At 40.0% G+C, this 19,575-nt stretch carries 19 protein-coding genes and 1 tRNA gene; 16 read left to right on the top strand and 4 right to left on the bottom strand.

The annotated features are described in order from the left end of the window. The first annotated feature begins 5 nt into the window (after window positions 1–5). The 7 genes from BLP33_RS03975 (at window position 6) to BLP33_RS27370 (ending at window position 9,261) form a co-directional block, all read left to right on the top strand. A complete protein-coding gene (locus tag BLP33_RS03975; RefSeq protein ID WP_090525090.1) occupies window positions 6–287 on the top strand; it encodes a 2Fe-2S iron-sulfur cluster-binding family protein in 282 nt (93 codons plus the stop codon). A 264-nt stretch (window positions 288–551) separates the two neighbouring features. Continuing rightward, complete coding sequence (locus BLP33_RS03970) at window positions 552–2,771, top strand: tetratricopeptide repeat-containing sensor histidine kinase (protein ID WP_175489924.1); 2,220 nt, start codon at window positions 552–554, stop codon at window positions 2,769–2,771. Window positions 2,772–3,523: 752 nt separating this feature from the next. Beyond that, window positions 3,524–5,998, top strand: a complete 2,475-nt coding sequence (locus BLP33_RS03965) for a DUF5686 and carboxypeptidase-like regulatory domain-containing protein (protein ID WP_090525087.1) — start codon at window positions 3,524–3,526, stop codon at window positions 5,996–5,998. Window positions 5,999–6,058: 60 nt separating this feature from the next. Beyond that, window positions 6,059–6,415 (top strand): hypothetical protein, encoded by a 357-nt coding sequence (locus BLP33_RS03960; RefSeq protein WP_090525085.1) that lies wholly within the window; start codon window positions 6,059–6,061, stop codon window positions 6,413–6,415. Window positions 6,416–6,547: 132 nt separating this feature from the next. Further along, entirely contained in the window at window positions 6,548–7,879 is a 1,332-nt protein-coding gene (locus BLP33_RS03955) for a hypothetical protein (protein WP_090525084.1), read from the top strand. 5 nt (window positions 7,880–7,884) lie between these two features. Beyond that, window positions 7,885–9,069 (top strand): hypothetical protein, encoded by a 1,185-nt coding sequence (locus BLP33_RS03950; protein WP_090525081.1) that lies wholly within the window; start codon window positions 7,885–7,887, stop codon window positions 9,067–9,069. A gap of 15 nt (window positions 9,070–9,084) precedes the next feature. Next, window positions 9,085–9,261 (top strand): hypothetical protein, encoded by a 177-nt coding sequence (locus BLP33_RS27370; protein WP_175489923.1) that lies wholly within the window; start codon window positions 9,085–9,087, stop codon window positions 9,259–9,261. 224 nt (window positions 9,262–9,485) lie between these two features. Here the strand turns inward: BLP33_RS27370 and BLP33_RS03945 are convergent. From BLP33_RS03945 to BLP33_RS27365, 3 genes are all read right to left on the bottom strand, one after another. After that, a tRNA-Leu gene (locus BLP33_RS03945) sits at window positions 9,486–9,565 on the bottom strand. Between the two features lie 19 nt (window positions 9,566–9,584). Further along, window positions 9,585–10,109 (bottom strand): Fe-S protein assembly co-chaperone HscB, encoded by a 525-nt coding sequence (hscB, locus tag BLP33_RS03940; protein WP_090525079.1) that lies wholly within the window; start codon window positions 10,107–10,109, stop codon window positions 9,585–9,587. A 74-nt stretch (window positions 10,110–10,183) separates the two neighbouring features. Next, window positions 10,184–10,354: a hypothetical protein gene (locus BLP33_RS27365; RefSeq protein ID WP_175489922.1), complete on the bottom strand. Its 171-nt coding sequence runs from the start codon at window positions 10,352–10,354 to the stop codon at window positions 10,184–10,186. 208 nt (window positions 10,355–10,562) lie between these two features. Here BLP33_RS27365 and BLP33_RS03935 point away from each other — a divergent pair, with 208 nt between their 5' ends. Beyond that, window positions 10,563–10,853, top strand: a complete 291-nt coding sequence (locus tag BLP33_RS03935; protein ID WP_090525077.1) for a hypothetical protein — start codon at window positions 10,563–10,565, stop codon at window positions 10,851–10,853. 81 nt (window positions 10,854–10,934) lie between these two features. Here BLP33_RS03935 and BLP33_RS03930 read toward each other — a convergent pair whose 3' ends face one another. Beyond that, a complete protein-coding gene (locus tag BLP33_RS03930; protein WP_090525074.1) occupies window positions 10,935–12,566 on the bottom strand; it encodes a carboxylesterase/lipase family protein in 1,632 nt (543 codons plus the stop codon). Window positions 12,567–12,709: 143 nt separating this feature from the next. Here BLP33_RS03930 and BLP33_RS03925 point away from each other — a divergent pair, with 143 nt between their 5' ends. The 8 genes from BLP33_RS03925 (at window position 12,710) to BLP33_RS03890 (ending at window position 19,575) form a co-directional block, all read left to right on the top strand. Beyond that, a complete protein-coding gene (locus BLP33_RS03925) occupies window positions 12,710–13,459 on the top strand; it encodes an NUDIX hydrolase (protein WP_090525072.1) in 750 nt (249 codons plus the stop codon). A gap of 166 nt (window positions 13,460–13,625) precedes the next feature. Beyond that, window positions 13,626–14,060: a VOC family protein gene (locus tag BLP33_RS03920; RefSeq protein ID WP_090525070.1), complete on the top strand. Its 435-nt coding sequence runs from the start codon at window positions 13,626–13,628 to the stop codon at window positions 14,058–14,060. 105 nt (window positions 14,061–14,165) lie between these two features. Continuing rightward, window positions 14,166–14,387: a hypothetical protein gene (locus tag BLP33_RS03915; RefSeq protein WP_090525068.1), complete on the top strand. Its 222-nt coding sequence runs from the start codon at window positions 14,166–14,168 to the stop codon at window positions 14,385–14,387. 64 nt (window positions 14,388–14,451) lie between these two features. Next, window positions 14,452–14,835, top strand: coding sequence for a VOC family protein (locus BLP33_RS03910; protein WP_090525066.1), 384 nt, complete (start codon window positions 14,452–14,454; stop codon window positions 14,833–14,835). Between the two features lie 427 nt (window positions 14,836–15,262). Then, complete coding sequence (locus BLP33_RS03905) at window positions 15,263–15,649, top strand: response regulator (RefSeq protein ID WP_090525064.1); 387 nt, start codon at window positions 15,263–15,265, stop codon at window positions 15,647–15,649. After that, the gene (locus BLP33_RS03900; RefSeq protein WP_090525061.1) at window positions 15,630–16,718 is read left to right on the top strand and encodes a sugar transferase; all 1,089 of its coding nucleotides are present in this window, start codon (window positions 15,630–15,632) and stop codon (window positions 16,716–16,718) included. The genes BLP33_RS03905 and BLP33_RS03900 overlap by 20 nt, the downstream gene beginning before the upstream one ends. A 4-nt stretch (window positions 16,719–16,722) precedes the next feature. Then, on the top strand, window positions 16,723–17,406 hold the full coding sequence (locus tag BLP33_RS03895; protein WP_139159922.1) for a TolC family protein: 684 nt from the start codon (window positions 16,723–16,725) through the stop codon (window positions 17,404–17,406). A 3-nt stretch (window positions 17,407–17,409) separates the two neighbouring features. Continuing rightward, window positions 17,410–19,575, top strand: coding sequence for an exopolysaccharide transport family protein (locus tag BLP33_RS03890; RefSeq protein WP_090525058.1), 2,166 nt, complete (start codon window positions 17,410–17,412; stop codon window positions 19,573–19,575).

The raw sequence follows: 19,575 nt of genomic DNA, 5'->3' as shown, positions 1-19,575 counted from the left end.
ATACGATGCCCGAAAAAAACACCATTCTATTTACATTGCATCACCTGGGCAATAGCGAACGTATCCATACACTCCCCGGGCAATATCACAGTTTAATGTCGCTCATATGTGATAAGCTGGCAATTCCGGGCTTTGGGCTGTGCTGCGGAATGGGGAGCTGCGGCACCTGTTTGGTACAAATTACCGGCCATCACTCAAGAATTAAAAGAAATGTATTGAGCTGCAGCATCCTGATCAATGACGATCTATCAAATACGGATATATTTATACCGGATAGAATATATTAAAAGATCCCGTGAATGCTGATATAGCCTTGCTAATGTTTTTTTTATGCTATTTCTTTTTCGATGTTGTTAATCATTTCTTTTAACAAAGCTTTAAAATCACTGAATACTAATAAATTACATCACATAAGTATAGCTTTTAAATTAGCAGATGTACTTGAATATACCTAAATTTAAAAAAAAAGATTGATGCAGACAGGCTCCCAACCAAAGATGAAACGAGCTGACACGATACGAAAATGCAAACTGATTATCCTGTGCTTTCTTTTGGCCATTTCAGCAAACGCGCAGGAAATTACCAGGCGCCATGTTGATTCTTTGCTTTCGCAAAAAAGCTTCCCGGGTTCTGCCACCAGCCGCATCCATGTTGCGCTGCAACTGGCGGAGTTTTTCACCCATCTGCGACACCCTTCCACTGCACAGTTGGATAGTGCTTCTCACTTTATTAACCAGGCCGAACAGCTTAATTACCGCTCTCCGCAGGCTGGAACCAGCTTTCGCATTGCTTTGATCCGTTCGGCTTTTTACAAGTCGAAAGGCCAATCCAAAAACGGCCGCGCATTGCTTGAACAAACCATACAGGAAATTAAGCAGACACATAACTTGGTGCTGCTTGGTAAAGCTTATTTTGAGTTATCTGAATATTACAGTCAGGATTTTTTGCAGCAAACCATGGTTTCCCGAATTCGCTATTTAAATCTGGCCGTCGGTGCTTTTGAACGTACAAACCAACTGGTTGAACTTGCCAGGTGTTACCGGTTATTAGCCGACCTGCACCAGATGATGAATGATTATACCCTTGCTTTTGCCGAAACTAAAAAGGCATTAGCCTATTATGACCAGGCTCACTACACCGAAACCCAGGGGCTTTACGCGTTATTAGGAAGGCTATATTATACCCAGGGCGACTATAAAACAGCCATAAGCTATGAACTAAAGGCCCTGAAAATTGCCACCGCAAGCCACGCGGATAATGTGAGGTTAATATGCCAGATCAACAATAACCTGGGCTATGATTTTGTAAAGCTTGGCGACAATCAAAAGGCCATCAATTATTTTTCACGTGCTTTGGAAATTGCAAAATCGGAGAAAGATAATGCAACCATATACCTGCTGGCAGGCAATATAGTTGATGTTTACCTCCGGATGCATCAGCCCCAAAAAGCCAAAGCCTTTTTAACACAGGTGACTCAAAAATTTGTGCATCCCTCCGGTAAGTTATATGAAGGAGGCGATGAGGTAAGTCAAACCTATCTTAAAATTTACCTGGCATTAAAACAGTATGATACGGCTAAACTTTACTGCGACAAACTGATACAACAAACCAACAATCCCAACCTCAATTTATATGCGCGGACCAGCTATTATGAACTGATCATTAAGTTTTACACCGCAACCGCAAGGTTTGCCGAAGCGTTAAAATACCTCAAAATGAACCAGGACCTATTGAGGAAGATTGGTAATGACAATGACCTTGGCACCAATGAAACTCTTTGGTTTGGCCTGGATACCAGCCGGAGGCAGTATCAGTCGGCTATTCATCATCTTATATCAGCCAATACCATCAAAGACTCGATATTTAATACCACCAAAAGCAAACAGATTGAACAACTGCAAATTGAATATGAAACCCGGCAAAAAGAAGCACAAATTACACTTTTAAACCAAAAGAGCAAGCTTGAGCAGGCTAATTTACAGCAGGCCAACCTGGTTAAAAACCTTACTATCGGCGCCATATTTTTATTACTGGTCATAGCGGCTTTATTATTCAGGCAAAACGTACATAAGCAAAAAAGCAACGAGGTGATCACTTCCAAAAACGTTTTGCTGGAAGATCTGCTGCTGCAAAAGGAATGGTTGTTGAAAGAAGTACATCACCGTGTAAAAAACAACCTGCAAATTGTAATGAGCATTCTGAACACCCAATCGGCTTATTTACAAAACGATATCGCGCTTGAAGCAATTCGCGGCAGCCAGCACCGGGTAAATGCTATCGCACTTTTACACCAGAAACTCTACAGCAGTACAACCACTGCCCTCGTATCTATGCCCGCTTATATCGGTGAATTGATCGATTACCTGAGCGATTCATTCGATACAGGTTACAGGCAGATCAAAATAAACCAGGTATTAAATTCTCTTAACCTTGATCCGGCCCTGGCGGTACCCATCGGTTTAATATTAAACGAAGCTATCACCAATGCTATAAAATATGCTTTTGATCATAGGGGCGGCGAGATCAAGGTGAGCCTGTCAACATCAGACGATGAAAACGCAATTTTAAAGGTATCTGATACCGGCCGCGGTCTCCCCCCCGACTTTGACTTTAGTGAAGCTAATTCCCTTGGGATGGAAATGATGAAAGCGCTTGGCAGACAGTTAAAAGGGAAATTTGTAATTGAAAATGGCCATGGCGTTACCGTAATGATAACCTTTCCTATTGAACAAAACCGGGAAGAAGCTTTTGTAGAAAAGGACTATTTATAGTGCACGTTAATTGAAAACCCTTCGGCCCGGCAAAATCTTAGATTGTTCATAAATATTTAACGTATCACAATGAAAAATAAACTTCTTTTAATCAAAAGCTTTTCGGGTTGATCGTTGTTTTTTCACAGTGCGGTCGTTTTATTACCGTTAGCTTTCGTCTTCTAAAAACTTGAAGTAAAGCACAATATTCACTAACACTTTTCGACCAATGATTGAAAGAACTAAAAAAACTTATTTATTTATACCAGGTGGGTGGCATGGTGCGTGGGTATTTGATCCAATAACAACGCGAATGAAATCGTATGAAAAAGATTGTTTTTCTTTAACATCTTACTTTTATCTATCTCAGCGGCTGGGAAAATACTCCTTTCCGGCAACTATATGAATTACATAAAAATTCTCCGGAATGGCGAGTGGAGGTGATTGATTGTGAACATAATGTTATGGAGCATCGCCCCGATGAATTGACTGAAATTTTACTGAGTATAGATAAATAGGCAATTTACGTAGTCTTGACCCATAATATTTGAATGATGCGATACGGCAAATCAGTCAACAAACGAGGAAACTCTCAAAGGTAATTTTCTTCTTCGGTCTGAAAATACAGCCATTCAACCGAGCGATAGCCCAAATGCCAAACAGGTTCATGATTGCATTGATTTTTAGGAGTTGTTAGGTCGAAAAAGAAAGTGAAAACTATCTGAATGCTTTTTAAGGCAAAAACATATTTTCACAGAAATGGTTAATTAATCATGCGTTTGCGTCTTTGTTTTTTGATATGCTTTTCAATATCAGGCTTATGGGCCGCAGCGCAGACGTTAGTAACAGGGCAAGTGGTAGATGCCTCCAGTGGTGAGCCCCTCGCATCAGTTTCAGTGACTTTTGCAGGTAGTAATATTGGCACACAGGCAGATTCGCTGGGGCGGTTTCGGCTGGCCGGAGCAGTAACGTTTACACAGGTAGCATTTTCACATGTTGGTTATTTACCCACCGTCAAAGTAATTGTACCCGGGCAAGCGAATAAATTACAAGTATTGCTTGAACGGGATGCCAATGAGCTGGCAAATGTAACGATAACCTCGGTGAGAGGGCAGCGTTATCGCAACAAAGGAAATCCGGCAGTCGCGCTCATTCAGCAAGTGATCGATCATAAGCAGGAGAACCGGGCAGAGGCTGCAGCTTATTTGCAATACGAGCAGTATGAACGAATGGGGCTGTCTTTTTTTAATTTACCGCAGAAAGTGGTTGAGAGTAAATTTTTTAGCCAATATAAGTTCATGTTGGATACGGTACAAGGGCAAACTTTTTTGCCGGTGTTGCTGGAAGAAAAACTGTCGGACATTTATTTTCGAAAGGAGCCGGAGAAGAAAATACAGATACAGAGAGCCTATAAAGGCGTCAATATATTGCAGTTTATTGATACCGCGGGGGTTAAACTTTATGTAAATCAACTGTACGGTCATCAGGTGGATATTTATGAGAATAACCTATTTATTATAGCTAACCAGTTTTTGAGCCCGATAGCGGATCATGCGCCAAATTATTATAAGTTTTTTATTACAGATACCATTAGCACAGCTATGGGTAAACAGGTGGAGCTCGCTTTTACGCCGCGTACAAAAGGAGATTTGTTATTTGAGGGCAAGTTGGTTGTGACGTTGGACGGACGTTTTTCAGTAACCGCCTGTGAATTAAGGCTAAATGGGAAGATCAATGTAAATTTTGTTAGAAGCTTTGATGTACTGTTAGATTTTGCCCGGCAAACCGGCGGTCGGTATGAACTGGCCAGCAGTAGGGTTAAGGCAGATTTTGGGCTGACTAAAAAAGGTTGGGGTATATTTGGTGAGCGTAAGGTGATATATCGTAACTACAAAATCGGCGCGCCGCAGAGTGCGGCATTTTACCAGGGTGAGACTTTACAGGTGGCTACGGGCAAAGCTGGTTTTGATACGCTTAGCAAAGGCCAGGCACAGGTTTACGAAAAGTTGTACAAACTGGAACAAATGCCGTCTTACAAAAGAACTATGTGGTGGCTGTCTACACTTACGGCGGGCTATGCCGATACGGGGCCAGTGCAAATCGGACCAATTGCACATTTTTTATCTTTTAATAGCCAGGAAGGCCTGCATTTGGAATTGGGCGGACGAACTACTCCATTGCTGGATAGCACCTTTTATTTTGAGGGATATGGCGCTTATGGCACTAAAGACCATCGGGTAAAAGGGAATGCAATCGCTTATTTTTCTTTAAATAAAACAGCGCCCTATCGTTTTCCTAATAATTATTTTAAGGTAAGCTATTTATATGATGTAGATGTACCTGGTCATACTTTTTCGGTAACCAACCGTGCTACAGCATTCTCATCTTTTCAAACCGGAAAAACCAACTATTGGCTATATAGCAGAATATTTGAGCTACAATACTTCCGTGATTTCGAAAATCATTTCTCGTACATTCTGGGTTATAAAAACTGGCAGCAAACACCTGCTGCAGCACTGGTTTATCAAAAAAATGATGATGGTAGGTTGGTGAACAATTTAACTACCAGCGAGCTAAATCTTCACTTACGCTATGCGCCGCACGAAGAGCTTATTCAGGGCAGCCGTACGCGTCATAGTATCCATAACCCTTATCCTATTTATGACCTTCTTATTAACCATAGCTTTGGTGGCAAGTATGCATATACCGACTTTGGAATTAACATTTATAAGCGCTTTTATCTCTCTCAGGCAGGCTTCACCGATGTTACCCTGCTCGGCGGCTACGTGCTGGGCAAAGTGCCTTTTCCCTTGCTCAATATCAGCCCCGCCAATCAATCGCTCGCCTACAATCGAGATGCTTATAATGCCATGAACTATCTTGAATTTGTGAGCGATCATTACGTTGGCCTTAACCTTACGCACACCTTTAACGGCTTCCTGCTAAACAAAGTCCCGCTAATCAAGCATCTAAAATGGCGGGAATTCATCTCTGCCAAAATATTGTACGGTGGCTTGCGTGCCGAAAATGATCCGGCTCAAAGCACAGGCCTTTATCGCTTACCTGCTGCAACCAAAGGCTCCAACGGCACCTACACCCTTGGCAGCATACCGTATGTTGAAGTCGGGGCCGGTATAGCCAATATTTTCAAATTTTTGCGGATCGACCTTATTCGCCGTTGCAATTATCTTGACCAACCCGGCGCACGCGTCTTCAGCATCAAATTCAGTTTCCAACCTGAATTTTAAAACCAATGAAACTAAATTGAAGCGGGGTTAAAAACTTTGAAGGAAAATAACACTGAACAGATGGATAACGCCGAAATTATAGACGGAGCATTGTTGTTGCGGCTAAATATGCTGTTTAAACTGTATAGAGAGGCTGAAATTGACGAAAAGAGGCTGATTACTGGTTCGATCTTTCCGGAAAAATGGAAGATCTTAGAAAAAGCTGTACGAACCGCTCAAATTAACTCGGCGGAATTTTTTATTTACATGATTAACAACAGATTAGAGAGAAAAAAAGCCGGGATAAAAACTTCGAAAAGCTTTCATCCCGGCTCGGTACTCCTTGACTTGGTTAGTACGAACCAATTTAAGGAAGATTTAATTATTCTATCCAGAATACCGTTAAAATGCAACAATGTTTATATTCCTAAATCTTAGCAGCTAAGGATATATATTATGGATCGCTAAAAAGCTCTTTTAGATAATGATTAGGAAGACGTACAGAGCAATTATATTTCTTGCATTAATCATTTTTATTTTCAAACTTTATACTATAAAAATTAGCCAAGTATGAGCGAAAATATCGCAGAAAAGGTGGATGAAATAACAACTACTACCGAACCACCTAAGCTTTTATCCTTAGAAATAAAGGATGATAATTACGATGATAAAATTGATGCCTTAAATGTATTTGCAACTGTCAGCATTAGAGACTATTTAGATATAGCTAATATTATTAAAAAGAATAATGATCTCCAGCGGAAACGCGTTGCAAGTAATTCAACAGTATATGCCCTATTGAAAGAGGACATGCTTAATGGCTGTTTGATCCCGGCCATAGTGTTAGCTGTAGATCAATCTAATTCAGGGCAAAAGAGTGACAAAAGAGCAAAAGTTGATTATGACGAGATAACAAAAATAATCAGGGATCATGCGTTAAACTTAAAGTTATTGGATGGTTTGCAGCGTACTAATATTATGCTGGATTTGCAAACAGATTTAATTTCAGAAAATGGAAAGACCGGCGAGCAAATTGAAGCCGACAAATTGAGATTAGAGACTTTTTATAATCGACAAATCAGACTGGAAGTTTACGTCAATATTAATCGGTTTGGTATTTTATATAGGATGCTTACACTCAACACGGGCCAAACCCCAATGTCAGTGAGGCATCAAATCGAGATACTTTATTCTGATTATTATGTAAAGGAAAAAGACGGCATCATACTGATAAGGGAGGCATTTGAGAGTTATAAAACTGTTAAGGTTGGACAATATAAATTTAGCGACGTAATTGAAGGCGTTACATCATATATAGATGGCTCTGAATTTCCTCTGGACAGATTTGACTTGTTGAACTATATTAAAAGCCTGAAGAAATTATCTGAGGAAGATAATAAGGAAGATATTTTTGAAGAGTTTTTAGCTGTTTATCACCTTTTTGTAAAAAAAATAATTGAAAAATCCGAAGCTTGGAAATTTAATTACAATGAGTTAACAGCAGAAAATCTAAGCTTTTTTCCAATAGTCGGTAACGATAAAAACGAGGAAACAGTTAGGCTTGCACCTTTTGGCAACGATGCATCACAAGTGTTTCTTAAATCCCAAGTCTTTACTGGGTTAGGTGCAGCTTTAAGTAATTTAAAATCGAGAGGAATTGTCGCCACCATAGACGAACTTAAAGAAGTAATTCCAAGTATAAAATTTAAAACAAATCCTAAAGATGCGTTTGAAAACTTAGTGGTAAGATTAGAGCAGATTAGAAAAGAGTCAAGAAAAATCGGTGAAAGCCAAAGGACTTTCTTCAAATTTTTCTTTATCTCGCTGTTTAACAAACACAACGATGACGAGTATTTAGTCATCGAAGATGCTGTTGAGTCCGCCTTTCAAAGAACAACATAGTTGATATGCCATTAAATGCGGTTGATACGAATGGTATAGGATACCCTTTGGTCGTCAATGCCTGGACTGCTTCGGGTGGAAAATTATCGGCTAACCTTTATGAGAGTGTTAACAATGGGAACTATCCAATAGATTATCCATTGCCGATTGTCAACGAAGTTGAGGCTTTTGCAGATTATCAGATATTCATTTTTAAGAACCGTTTTGGTTCAAAGGAAGATCAATATTTTCGAATACAGGTTGACGATAAACGATCTGGTATAATTTTTCCTATAAAAGTTTATTCCGATTCTTCTAACCTTCCAACAGTTGTTGATGACGAATTTTTATACCGCTTCCTATATATTGCTTTCTATAATTTACTGCATGAGGTTAATGTGATCTCAAACAATGTTGATTTAGATGAGTTAAACAATTTAGACAGAGGACTAAAAATTGAAGATTTCTATGACGATGAAACTGTCGTTTTAATTTACTTCAATCCAGGAGTACATTTTGATGTAGTTCAAGTTTTACCGAGTCTTTTCAAATATGGTTACGTTTCTATATCCAAAAAATCAGACTACAGAAATATTGAGATATTAGTATTACCTGTTTCAGACACGCCATTTGCTGCTTTTGCAACGTCCAGTTGGCTTAAATTGTACAATGTGAAAAGTAATTTAATGGCAGAGCCTTTTGTTCGTCAATTATTTGAATCGACATTGAAATTGGCTCTTACTCCGCTCGTTCGATTCATTCTGTTATACCAAATTGTTGAGCTCTTAATAAATAGAGTTGGTCTGGAATATTACACTAATCGTAATCCGAATGACGCAGATTTGGCTACCCTCCTCACTGCCAATGTAAGTTTAACAATATTTCGAGATTTGTTAACAAATGTTGACGTTATCAAAAATAAGATGAACGATGCAGTATTGAAATCTGAGGAAGCGAGAATGCGTGAGCTTTTCGATAACAGGTGTGGGTTAACCAAAAGTGATCATCCCAATATAGAGGTTACTGCAATTGGCCTGATCAGCACATTGACAGGCACGAGCATAACAGATTTTTTATATCCTATTCGTAATAAAATAGTTCATAGTTATCATCATCTTTCAACAACTCATCCTAATATTGACAATTTATTGGCGGTATATAATCGGCAATTTGAATTTCTTATGGCAGATACTGTAACAGCCTTCTCATAAAATGTATTAATTATCATGGATATCAATAAAAAGCGTAAAGTTAAGCCAGAAGATGCTGTTAGAATACTTAAAGAGCATGGTACAATTGTAATTTTAGAGGAAGCGCAGATAATATTAAATCTTAGCTATGATTTTGCCCGAATAGCTGTTGCACAACAAAAGAGAGAAAATAAGATTTCTGAAAAGGCCTGAAATGATATTTTTATAATAGGTCGAACCAATTGCTTTTATTGAAATTATTAGTAATAAGCAGGTTTTTAACGCCTTACATTAAAAAAACTATAAGGATAACTATTATGTCTGGCTGGGTTGACCCAGTCGGAGTCGAACCGAAAATGTGGCATTACAGCCCAGAAACAAAGATTTAAAAATCAGCTAAAATTAAAAACCCTCTCTAAAGTGTTTAGAGAGGGTTGTACCCAGCGCCGGAGTCGAACCGGCACGGTTTCCCACAGGTGTTTGAGACCAGCGCGTCTACCAATTCCGCCAGCTGGGCATGTTGTAAGTGTCTTTCCTTACAAGCGGGCTGCAAATGTAGATAAACTCTCCTTAATTCGCAACAGATATTTTTGTTTATAGTAAATATTTGCAATTTCTATCAGGCGGCTTTCCTTCGCGGTATCGTCCAAGTGTTCATAATCTTCGGTCAGCTTCGCCAGCTCGTCATTCATATCACCTTCAATAGCAAGTGTTTCTGCGGTTATGGCAGCCAGGTGCGTTGCATCATCAACCTCCATAAGGCGTTCATTAATATCCATCATTTCCATTAAAAAATCTGCAGGCAATTGGGGTTTTGACCCTTCAGATACCAGGTCATGTAGTTTTAAAATGTATTCCATGCGCTTTGCCGGGTCACCAAGCGCATGGTAAGCCTTGTTATTTAGGGTAGATAGCTCCAGGATTTCCTGCTGCCTGGTTTCATCCTCATTGGCATAAAAATCGGGATGGTAAAGCTTGCTCAGCTCGTAAAACTTTTTCTTAAGCAGCGCCTGGTCAACCTTAAAAGATTCAGGGATGCCGTAAAATTCAAAGTAGTTCATAGGGCAAAGATAACTATTAACAAGTTATTCATGCCGCTATCAACTTCGTGTTAAAATAAGTTATCTGCTATGCGTTAGTCGGTTTCGGCTTTTTCTGCCAATTCTGTCTTGGGGTGCGTATCAACAAACAGCTTTCTGTCTTTAGTTAAAGTGGGCGCTACGCCCAATATACCTATCCCGGCAGTGGCCAATGCCATAAACAATATAAGCCCGCAAAGCCTTATGAACTTTTTAAGTCTTTTCATTTCGATCTCAGAAAATAAACGACAGGTATTATCCTTTTAGGTTTGTTCCTAAATAATTTATGGGAATGATTACCACATTGGGTAATCAGTAAGGAAGAATTATCCTATGAGGGAATTATCGGCATCGCCTAAATCCGGATTGAAATCTTTATTGAAAAGAGTCTGTTTGTTGAGTCTGCCGGGTATAAACAATTTCGAAGTTTGTTTAATGTTGACATCGGCTTTCCTGCTATGCAAAAAGCTTAACGCAGCAGGACAGCTATCCCCGGAAATAAAAGTTGAACGATTATTCCGCTTAGCCGTTTTAAGAGCAGCTTTATATGATAATGATTTTGAGACCCTGTTTACAAAACTGACAACTAAAGTTGTATCAGATAGAGCTACCTTATCTGCAGTTTGGGCAGTAAGCCCTGAAAAAGTAAAAAAGCAAAGCATTACCATAGCTGTTAACAACCATTTGGATAACACGCTTTTTACCGGACAAAATTTCATTATATAAATGTAATGATATTGATCCACAAAAAAGGCCCCTGCGAAAAATCACAGGAGCCAGCCCATTGGTCTGAAAAAATCTTATTTCTTATTTCATGTAATCTTTATCCAAAAACAGGTAGCGCGCCCGGTTAACCTCCGGCATCTCCTCGCTTTTAACGTCAATATTCATAAATTTAACATGATTGTTATCCTTAATTGCCGACCATTTTGGCAAGCCTGCGCCGTTAGGGTTGCCAGTTTTTATAAAGTTGGCAAAATAGTTTTCCATGGTTTCGGATACTTTGAAATCATCGGGTGTCCAGGCATAGGTTTTGTTCCCTACCAGGTTTCCCATGGCATATTCAATTTCTGAAGCATGGGCAGCACCCACAGGTGGCGGCATTTTCGGGGCCGGTTTTGCGGCATCGCCCTTAACCACACCGCCGGCAAGCCCCGGGGTGGCATTCCCCATAGAAGCCACCATGGCCGGGCGAACCCGTGAAAACAGGTAACGATAAACCGGCTTCCCTCCTGTTTGTACCTGCAAGTCGGCCCATTTCCAGGTGCTGTATACGATAAACCGGTCGCTCGACAAGTCGGTTGCAACTTTGATCACTTCCCCGTCATTAGCAGCCGGGTACAGTTTCAATGCTTCCTCTGCCCTGTCACCATATAATTGTTTCAGCGTTTTGGTATAATTTTCAAGCGTTGGCGCATCGCCGCGCATCATGAACTGGAATGGTACTTCGGCCGAGTTCCAGCCCACTAACAAAGGAACTTTGGCTTGTTCGCCCCCCATAAAGATCTCAGGCAACGATTTTGGCAGCAGGTAATTATCAATAGTGGCCGACATTGGCGGCGTACCGGGTTTAAAAGCATCGTTCAACAATTGTTCGGCGGGTATGGCCCGGAGATCGGCCAGGGTATTGGTTTTCTCGTTAGCAGCAAACTTGAGGCCGTTTTGTTCAGCGTCAGCCAATGGTATAGGGAAAAGTGTTGGTTTGATACCCGCGCCACTCTCGCCGATAGCACCCGCGATCAGGTCTCTTGATAAAGGTGAAGCCATTTGTACCGATACGGAGATAGACCCTGCCGATTCACCCGCAATGGTAACACGTTTGGGATCGCCGCCAAAGGCAGCTATATTTTTTTGTACCCAAAGCAAGGCCAGGTGCTGATCAAGGTACCCATAGTTGCCCGACGAATGGTTAGGTGATTCTTTAGTTAATTCGGGATGCGAAAAAAAGCCAAATACACCAAGTCTGTAATTAACAGTTAAAGCTACAATACCTTTTTTAGCCATGCTTTCACCATCATAGCGCGATTCAGAACCATCGCCGGCCATTAAGCCCCCACCGTAAAAATAAACCAATACAGGCAGCTTCTCTTTGGCTGATTTTGCAGGTGTCCATACGTTAAGGTATAAACAATCTTCGCTCATACCTGACGAACGAAAACCCATATCACCAAAAATGGGCTTCTGCATGGGGTTATGGCCAAAATGATCGGCCTTTAATGTACCCTCCCAGTTTTTGGCGGGCTGAGGCTCCTTCCAGCGCAAATCGCCCACGGGCGGCTGTGCAAAAGGAATACCTTTAAAACTTAATACGTTTGATGCTTCGCGAGTGCCCTCAAGCGCACCGTTCTCAACGGTGATTTTGTTTGCCGATAGCTGCGCCATTACTTTTACCGAGGCAACTTGTGCAAGCAACAGCATTACTAAAATTGATTTCTTCATTACTGGTATTTGGTTAGTCAGGTTTAATTGATGGAGATTTTTTGAATTCGATCCTTATTGTATCAATTTGTTACAATAATAAATTATTTTTCGATAGCTATCAATTTTTTTTATTTACTTGTGCCTTTGTTTTATTACGATACATGAATAAAGAGTTTTACCAACTGGAAAATAACATCGCGGGCGAGGGTTTTCTACCAGGTCTTGCTATAGATACAGTTATTTTTGGTTTTCATGACAACCAATTAAAGGTATTGCTGCTGGCTTATAAAAATACCGGGCTATATGCGCTTCCCGGCGGCTTTATTCATGATAATGAGGATGTGAACGAAGCGGCGCGGCGGGTACTTCAAAGCCGAACAGCCTTAACCAACATCTACCTGGAACAGTTTTATGTTTTTGGCAATTACAGCCGGTATGATCCCGGGCCGCTTAAGGCCATTATGCAGGCCCGTGGCTATAACCCACCCGCTGATCACTGGTTATTAAAGCGTTTTATTTCGGTGGGATACTATGCGCTGGTTGATTTTACCAAGGCTATCCCAACACCCGATGAAATATCTGATAGCTGCGACTGGTACAGCCTGAATGAACTGCCTGCGCTGATGCAGGACCATCAGCAAATTATTAATAAAGCGCTGGAAACCCTGCAGAATGAGCTTGACCAAAAGCTGATAGGTTTTAACCTCATGACCGAGGAATTTACCATGGGCGACCTGCAATCGCTCTACGAAACCATTCTTAACAAAACGCTGATCCGCGCTGCTTTTCAGCGTAAAATGCTGGGGCTGGGTATTTTGGAGCGGGTGGCAAAAAAATGGACTGGCGGCGCGCATAAGGCACCATACCTATATAAATTTGTTTCGGACGGAGTGCCGGCGGATAATAGCTAAAGCCGGCAATACCCTCTTTATTGATCCATCTGTGTGTTTTGCGATGAAACAATGTCGCAATTAACCCCTTAACATGTCTTGATACCCCCCTCCTATGTTAGGGTACAAGACTTAATTTTACTTTTATAAAATCACTCAATTATAAATCTACAAAAAACATCACATCATGTTAGCTATCAATCCTTATTTAAACTTTAACGGTAATACCGAAGAAGCTTTTAACCACTACAAGTCAGTATTCGGTGGTGAGTTTGCAATTGTTATGCGTTTTAAAGACTCGCCTGCGGCTGCCAATACACCCGAAAAAGACCAGGATAAGCTTATGCATATTGCACTCCCCCTTGCTAATGGCAGCATGCTGATGGGTACGGATGCGATTGGCGCGGGAGGTATGCCATTCGTAACTATGGGTAATAACTTCTCGCTCACCATAAGTGCCGAATCAAGAGAGGAGGCAGACAAACTGTATAGCGGTTTAGCCGAAGGCGGTAACGCTGTTTCGCCTATGCATGATGAGTTTTGGGGCGATTATTTTGGCTGGCTTACCGACAGGTTTGGCATAAACTGGATGATCACATACAATCCTAACGCCACCAAATAATAATTTATTGATTCTTTAGGGGCTGGTGAACCAAACACCGTCCCTAAAAAATCAAACATTTCTATTGTTCAACCAAAAGTTTTAGGTACACACCAAAACAGGCTTATGATAGTAGAAGTTTTTAAAACCAATGTAAATAAACGCCGCCAGGCTAATATGCTTTTGAATGCCATCCATAGCACGTTTGGCAACCATAAAGCCAATTTCGATCTTGATGATTGTGACCGGATTTTGCGGGTACAGTGCGATAGCGGCACATTATGCGCCCACTCGCTCATCAATTTTTTAAATGAGTTAGGTTGCCGGGCCGAAGTTTTGGAAGGCTAAACTCACTTTTACAAAACAAATTATTAAAAAGCAAGGTAGTATCAATAACATAAAGTCAACTATCATGTTAAAAGACAGCAAAGCATTCAGCGGATTTTCGGTAGATGATACAGCTAAAGCCAGGGCGTTTTATGCTGATGTACTTGGGTTAGATGTAAGTGATGTACCCGAAATGCAAGGCTTACTTAACCTTAATATTACAGGGAGCACCCCCATATTAATATACACTAAACCCAACCATACCCCGGCTACCTTCACCATCTTGAATTTCCCGGTTGATGATGTGGAAAAAACAGTTGATGAACTCAGCGCACGCGGTGTTAAGTTTGAGATTTATAACCAGGAGAATTTTAAGACAAACGAAAAAGGCCTTTTTCTTGATGGGGGGCCCAAAATAGCCTGGTTTAAAGACCCCGCCGGAAATTTTTTATCCGTGATAGAAAAGTAGCGCTATAAATACCTATACCCGGTATAAATTAAATCCCATTTTGGGGAATTACAGCTACCCGCCGTGGGAATAAATTCCTCGACGGTTATTAACTTTCTGTTAATATCGCAATTTTTCACAACCATTTTATATATTAACCGTATAAAAGCCTACTAAGCCTTTGATTTCGGCTGTTTTTTTTATTTGAGGAATGTTTTTTGCATGCAATTACAGTGAAAAACAAAACACGCTAATTGTAAGGCTATTTATTTTATATTTAGCTGTTAGTTAAAAACGGCTAATAAACCATTTCCTTTTCATTAATAACATTTATTAAATTTATATTTTTTTTAACATATCAGCATTTACAATAAATAATAATAACATACAACAAACTGATTAACAAAACATTTGCTTCTCTTTTATAAATAATCCCCATTAATTAAGCATGAAAAGAACGCTACTTATAGTTGATGATGACTTGAGTATCCTAAAACTGCTCAACTTCATTCTGTCAAAAGAATATGATATTGTAGTTAAAAATAATGGCATCGAAGCTTTCAGCTGGCTCGAAGACGGCAACATGCCCGAATTGATTATATCCGACCTCCAGATGCCTTATTTTGACGGCCAGTCTTTTATTAAGAACGTAAAGATTAGTGGCTTTTATCGTGAAATACCTGTTATATTGCTATCGGCCGCCCATGATCTTGATGCCCAGGTAAGCAACATGCCCTTTAAGGTTGATGCTTACATTCACAAGCCGTTTAACCCAACTGCATTAAAAACAGCTATTAATCAAGTTTTACAAGTTTATGAATCACCAAACATCTGATTGGAACGAAAGTTCAGGTTCTAATATCAGGATAGCCTATGCCGGCACCGAGTTTAAGGAAATGATTTCGGCTGGACTAAATGAAGGCTTTAAAATTGCTTACAACAACTCTATTGACCAGTTGAATGATTATTTAGGCGAGCAATCTATTTTATCCGTTCCTGATATTATTTTGGTTGAAGTTGATGCTGAAGGTAAATGGATTAAAATGGTTGAAGAAGTTAAGCAAAGCTTTCTTCTCAATGGTTTAATTATTGTGCTCCTTTCATCACAAAATGATAAAACTTTAAGGCAAAAAGCCATTAAATTAAAGGTGCATGACTTTTATGGCGAACCGTTTGCCATAAGTGACCTGCGCGAAAGGCTTAACTTTTTAGTACGCTTTAAACTGATAAAGCCAAAATTGCTTGAGCTTTCAAAAGTAGTTGATACGACTTATAAAATGCCGGCAGGTAAGCGCCTCATCGACCTGGTAATTTCGGGCGGTATGATGTTTGTATTATCCCCTGTTATGCTAATAGTTGCTATTTTGATTAAGCTGGACTCAAAAGGTCCTGTATTTTACAAAAGCAAACGCGTAGGTACAGGTTATAAAGTATTTGATTTTTATAAGTTCAGGTCGATGCGTACAGATGCAGACCAACTGCTGGCCAAGTTATCTGCCGAAAATAATCAATATGCCGCCGAAGGTGGTGACAATAAAGTTGCCTTTGTTAAAATCAAGAATGATCCGCGTATTACTAAGCTGGGTAATTTCTTACGCAATTCAAGTCTTGATGAATTACCGCAATTATTCAATATACTACGGGGCGATATGTCGGTAGTTGGTAACAGGCCGTTGCCTTTATATGAGGCCGAGATGCTTACCTCTAACGAGTGGTCGATGCGTTTTCTTGGCCCTGCCGGTTTAACGGGCTTATGGCAGATCAGCAAGCGCGGTAAGGAAGACATGTCTGAACGTGAAAGGAAAAAATTAGATAATTTTTATGCCCAGAAATATTCTATTTGGTTAGATTTAAAAATTATTGCCGGTACAGTACCCGCATTATTCCAAAAAGAAAAAGTATAACTATATGCCCCTGAAACTAAAGCCCCTTTATCTTTTCATAATTGCTCTTTTATTTACCAGCAGCGTACATGCGCAGCAAACTTCATTTATAAGTGACATTAACTATCCTTTTCTTGAAAAACTGATTGCAACTGCTAAAAAGAATTACCCTGAAGTAAAATCCCGTCAAAGCCAGGTTAATGCAGCCAAAGCCGTTTATAACTCAGCCGTGTTTTCATGGCTTGATGGTTTAACTGCATCTTACATTTATAGTCCGCAAACATCTATCAACATTTCGCAGCCAACCATATTTAAAGGTTATCAAATAAGCCTTTCGCTAAACATAGGGCACCTGTTTTCGAGGCCGGGAGTTATCAGGCAAACGAAAGAAATTTATAAAGCAGCAGAGTTTCAACAGGCCGAGTATATGTTAAGCCTTGAAGCCCAGGTTAAACGCTATTACTTTGCTTATCTGGCAGCACAGGCCGAACTAAGGCTGCGGGCAAATGCCGTAATTGATGCCGAAAGTGCTGTTAAGCAATTAAAATACGCGTTTCAAAAAGGCGAAACAACTTTTCAGATCTATAATGAACAGCTTACCACCTTATACAGCCAAAACGCCTTTAAAGTACAAGCTGAATTATCGACATTTACAGCCAAGACCAATCTTGAAGAATTATTGGGTACTAAATTAGAAGACGTTAAGTAAAAGATGGAGATAGGCAATTTTTTCAATCTGCTAAAGAAATACAGAACTGTACTGATAATAATACCGCTTGTAGCAGTAATCACTTCTTTTTTCCTGGTAAAAAACTTACCTGATAATTACCAGTCGCATGCGGAAATAGCCACCGGCATAGTTGACGCGTCCAGCCACCTTCTTGATCAGGATCCGACAACGAACGTACAAGAGCAACAGGTTTACCGCGAATTCAGTAACCTCATGGCGATCATGAAGCTAAAGAAACTTATTGACCAGGTTTCTTATTCGCTCATGATCCATGACCTGAGCGATCCTTATCCCTTTCGTAAACAAAGTAAGGAATTACTTGAATTGCGGCCTTATGAAAAGGATAACGTATTAGCGATTTTTAAAAAGAAATTTGCCACCCTTCAACCGTTATCTGTTTATGATAAAACCGAGAACTCACTTATTGGTTTGCTCAGGTCAATGAAATACGATGAGCGTAACATCGTAAAAGACCTGCTAATTTACCGTGAAGAAAGCAGTGATTTTATTTCTGTAAGTTTTAATTCAGAAAACCCTCAGCTTTCGGCGTTTGTAGTGAATACATTATGCAAACAGTTTATCGACTATTATACCCAAAGCGTAAAGCAAAATGAATCAAATGCAGTAAACTTTTTATCAAATCTGTTAGATACCAAACGTAAGGCGCTGAGTGAAAAAACCAGCGAATTACAGCAGTATAAAATTCAAAACGGAGTATTAAACCTGGATGAGCAGTCAAAAGCGATTTTTAGCCAGATCATGACTTACAATGACAGAAAATTGCAGGCCGAAAAGGATGTAATATCCAATCAGGGCGCCATTGATGCTATCGTCCAAAAGTTCTCACCCGATGAAAGGAAATATGTTGAGTCGATAACCAACAAATACAACCAGGCTATCATTTCCACTCAGGACCAATTGCATATACTCGAAGATCAGTATGTACGCAGCGGGTTTAATAATAAATATAAAGAATCTCTTGATTCGTTACAGCAACAGCTCTCAAATCAGATAAATTTAACATCTGATAAATACATTACCAATCCGCTTGTGAGCAAAGAGGATCAGGTTAAACAAAAGCTTGGTCTTGAGATTTCCCGCGATCTGGCTAAATACAGCGTTAAATCAATAAATGACGAGCTCACAAACCTTAATGCTAAATTCTCCCGCCTGGTTCCGTTTGATGCGAAAGTAAAAACCCTTTATTTTGATATTGATATTGCAGGTAAAGAATACCTTGATGTATTGAACAAATACAATGAAACTAACCTGCGTTCAAGCATTTCAATAAAACTGGTGCAGATTGAGATGGCCCAGCCGGACGTGGCCCAACCTTCAAAAAAAATGCTGCTTATTATATTAAGCGGCATGGGCAGTTTATTTGCCTGTCTCTTCTGGCTGTTTATATTATTTTACATCGATGATACCATTAAAAGCCCTACCGAACTGGTTAATAAAACCCAGCTGCCATTATTAGGCTATCTAAACAAGATCAGCGGCGAAAATCTCGATCTGCGCAAACTTTGGGATGTTGAGCACCGTGAAAAAATGAAAACCTTTAAGGAGCTGTTGCGCTCTATACGGTTTGAGATTGACCAGGAATTAAAAGGTGAAAAAATTTTAGCCATAACAAGCATTGAGCCTGGCGAAGGTAAAACACTGCTGGCGATAAGCCTGGCGTACTCTTACTCCATGATCAATAAAAGAGTGTTGTTAATTGATGGCAACTTCAATAACGCCACGATCAGTAATACTGCTCAGCCGCAGGTATATCTTGAAGATTATTTTAAAAATAGCCAATTTGGCCAACCCGAACTCAGCAGCTTAAACACTACTGTTTTAGGCAATCGCGGAGGTGACGTAACCCTGCTTGAAATTGCCAGCGAAGGCTTTGTTAAGAGCAAATTTGACGAGCTGCGGACTAAATACGATATAGTGATCATTGATACTGCCCCGCTTACCGCGCTTAATAAATCCAAAGAATGGTTATTGTTTGCAAATAAAACAATAGCTGTATTTGAAGCCAACAGGAAAATAAACAATATTCAGAAACAGCACATAACCTATTTAAAAGGGCTCGAAAACAAGTTCGCCGGCTGGGTACTCAATAAAACCGAATACGATCAGAAAAAAGAAAAACGCTCTTAA

This window comes from Mucilaginibacter sp. NFR10, assembly GCF_900100445.1.
GTDB lineage: Bacteria > Bacteroidota > Bacteroidia > Sphingobacteriales > Sphingobacteriaceae > Mucilaginibacter > Mucilaginibacter rubeus.
The sequence above is the reverse complement of the archived record's forward strand: the minus strand, read 5'-3'. Positions and strand labels throughout refer to the sequence as shown.

What these genes read in the sequence shown, in the direction of transcription:
- BLP33_RS03975 (WP_090525090.1), top strand. Translation starts at nt 6, where the DNA reads ATGCCCGAAAAAAACACCATTCTATTTACATTGCATCACCTGGGCAAT.
- BLP33_RS03965 (WP_090525087.1), top strand. Translation starts at nt 3,524, where the DNA reads ATGCGTTTGCGTCTTTGTTTTTTGATATGCTTTTCAATATCAGGCTTA.
- BLP33_RS03960 (WP_090525085.1), top strand. Translation starts at nt 6,059, where the DNA reads ATGGATAACGCCGAAATTATAGACGGAGCATTGTTGTTGCGGCTAAAT.
- BLP33_RS03955 (WP_090525084.1), top strand. Translation starts at nt 6,548, where the DNA reads ATGAGCGAAAATATCGCAGAAAAGGTGGATGAAATAACAACTACTACC.
- BLP33_RS03950 (WP_090525081.1), top strand. Translation starts at nt 7,885, where the DNA reads ATGCCATTAAATGCGGTTGATACGAATGGTATAGGATACCCTTTGGTC.
- BLP33_RS27370 (WP_175489923.1), top strand. Translation starts at nt 9,085, where the DNA reads ATGGATATCAATAAAAAGCGTAAAGTTAAGCCAGAAGATGCTGTTAGA.
- hscB (WP_090525079.1), bottom strand. Translation starts at nt 10,109, where the DNA reads ATGAACTACTTTGAATTTTACGGCATCCCTGAATCTTTTAAGGTTGAC.
- BLP33_RS27365 (WP_175489922.1), bottom strand. Translation starts at nt 10,354, where the DNA reads ATGAAAAGACTTAAAAAGTTCATAAGGCTTTGCGGGCTTATATTGTTT.
- BLP33_RS03935 (WP_090525077.1), top strand. Translation starts at nt 10,563, where the DNA reads ATGTTGACATCGGCTTTCCTGCTATGCAAAAAGCTTAACGCAGCAGGA.
- BLP33_RS03930 (WP_090525074.1), bottom strand. Translation starts at nt 12,566, where the DNA reads ATGAAGAAATCAATTTTAGTAATGCTGTTGCTTGCACAAGTTGCCTCG.
- BLP33_RS03925 (WP_090525072.1), top strand. Translation starts at nt 12,710, where the DNA reads ATGAATAAAGAGTTTTACCAACTGGAAAATAACATCGCGGGCGAGGGT.
- BLP33_RS03920 (WP_090525070.1), top strand. Translation starts at nt 13,626, where the DNA reads ATGTTAGCTATCAATCCTTATTTAAACTTTAACGGTAATACCGAAGAA.
- BLP33_RS03915 (WP_090525068.1), top strand. Translation starts at nt 14,166, where the DNA reads ATGATAGTAGAAGTTTTTAAAACCAATGTAAATAAACGCCGCCAGGCT.
- BLP33_RS03910 (WP_090525066.1), top strand. Translation starts at nt 14,452, where the DNA reads ATGTTAAAAGACAGCAAAGCATTCAGCGGATTTTCGGTAGATGATACA.
- BLP33_RS03905 (WP_090525064.1), top strand. Translation starts at nt 15,263, where the DNA reads ATGAAAAGAACGCTACTTATAGTTGATGATGACTTGAGTATCCTAAAA.
- BLP33_RS03900 (WP_090525061.1), top strand. Translation starts at nt 15,630, where the DNA reads ATGAATCACCAAACATCTGATTGGAACGAAAGTTCAGGTTCTAATATC.
- BLP33_RS03895 (WP_139159922.1), top strand. Translation starts at nt 16,723, where the DNA reads ATGCCCCTGAAACTAAAGCCCCTTTATCTTTTCATAATTGCTCTTTTA.
- BLP33_RS03890 (WP_090525058.1), top strand. Translation starts at nt 17,410, where the DNA reads ATGGAGATAGGCAATTTTTTCAATCTGCTAAAGAAATACAGAACTGTA.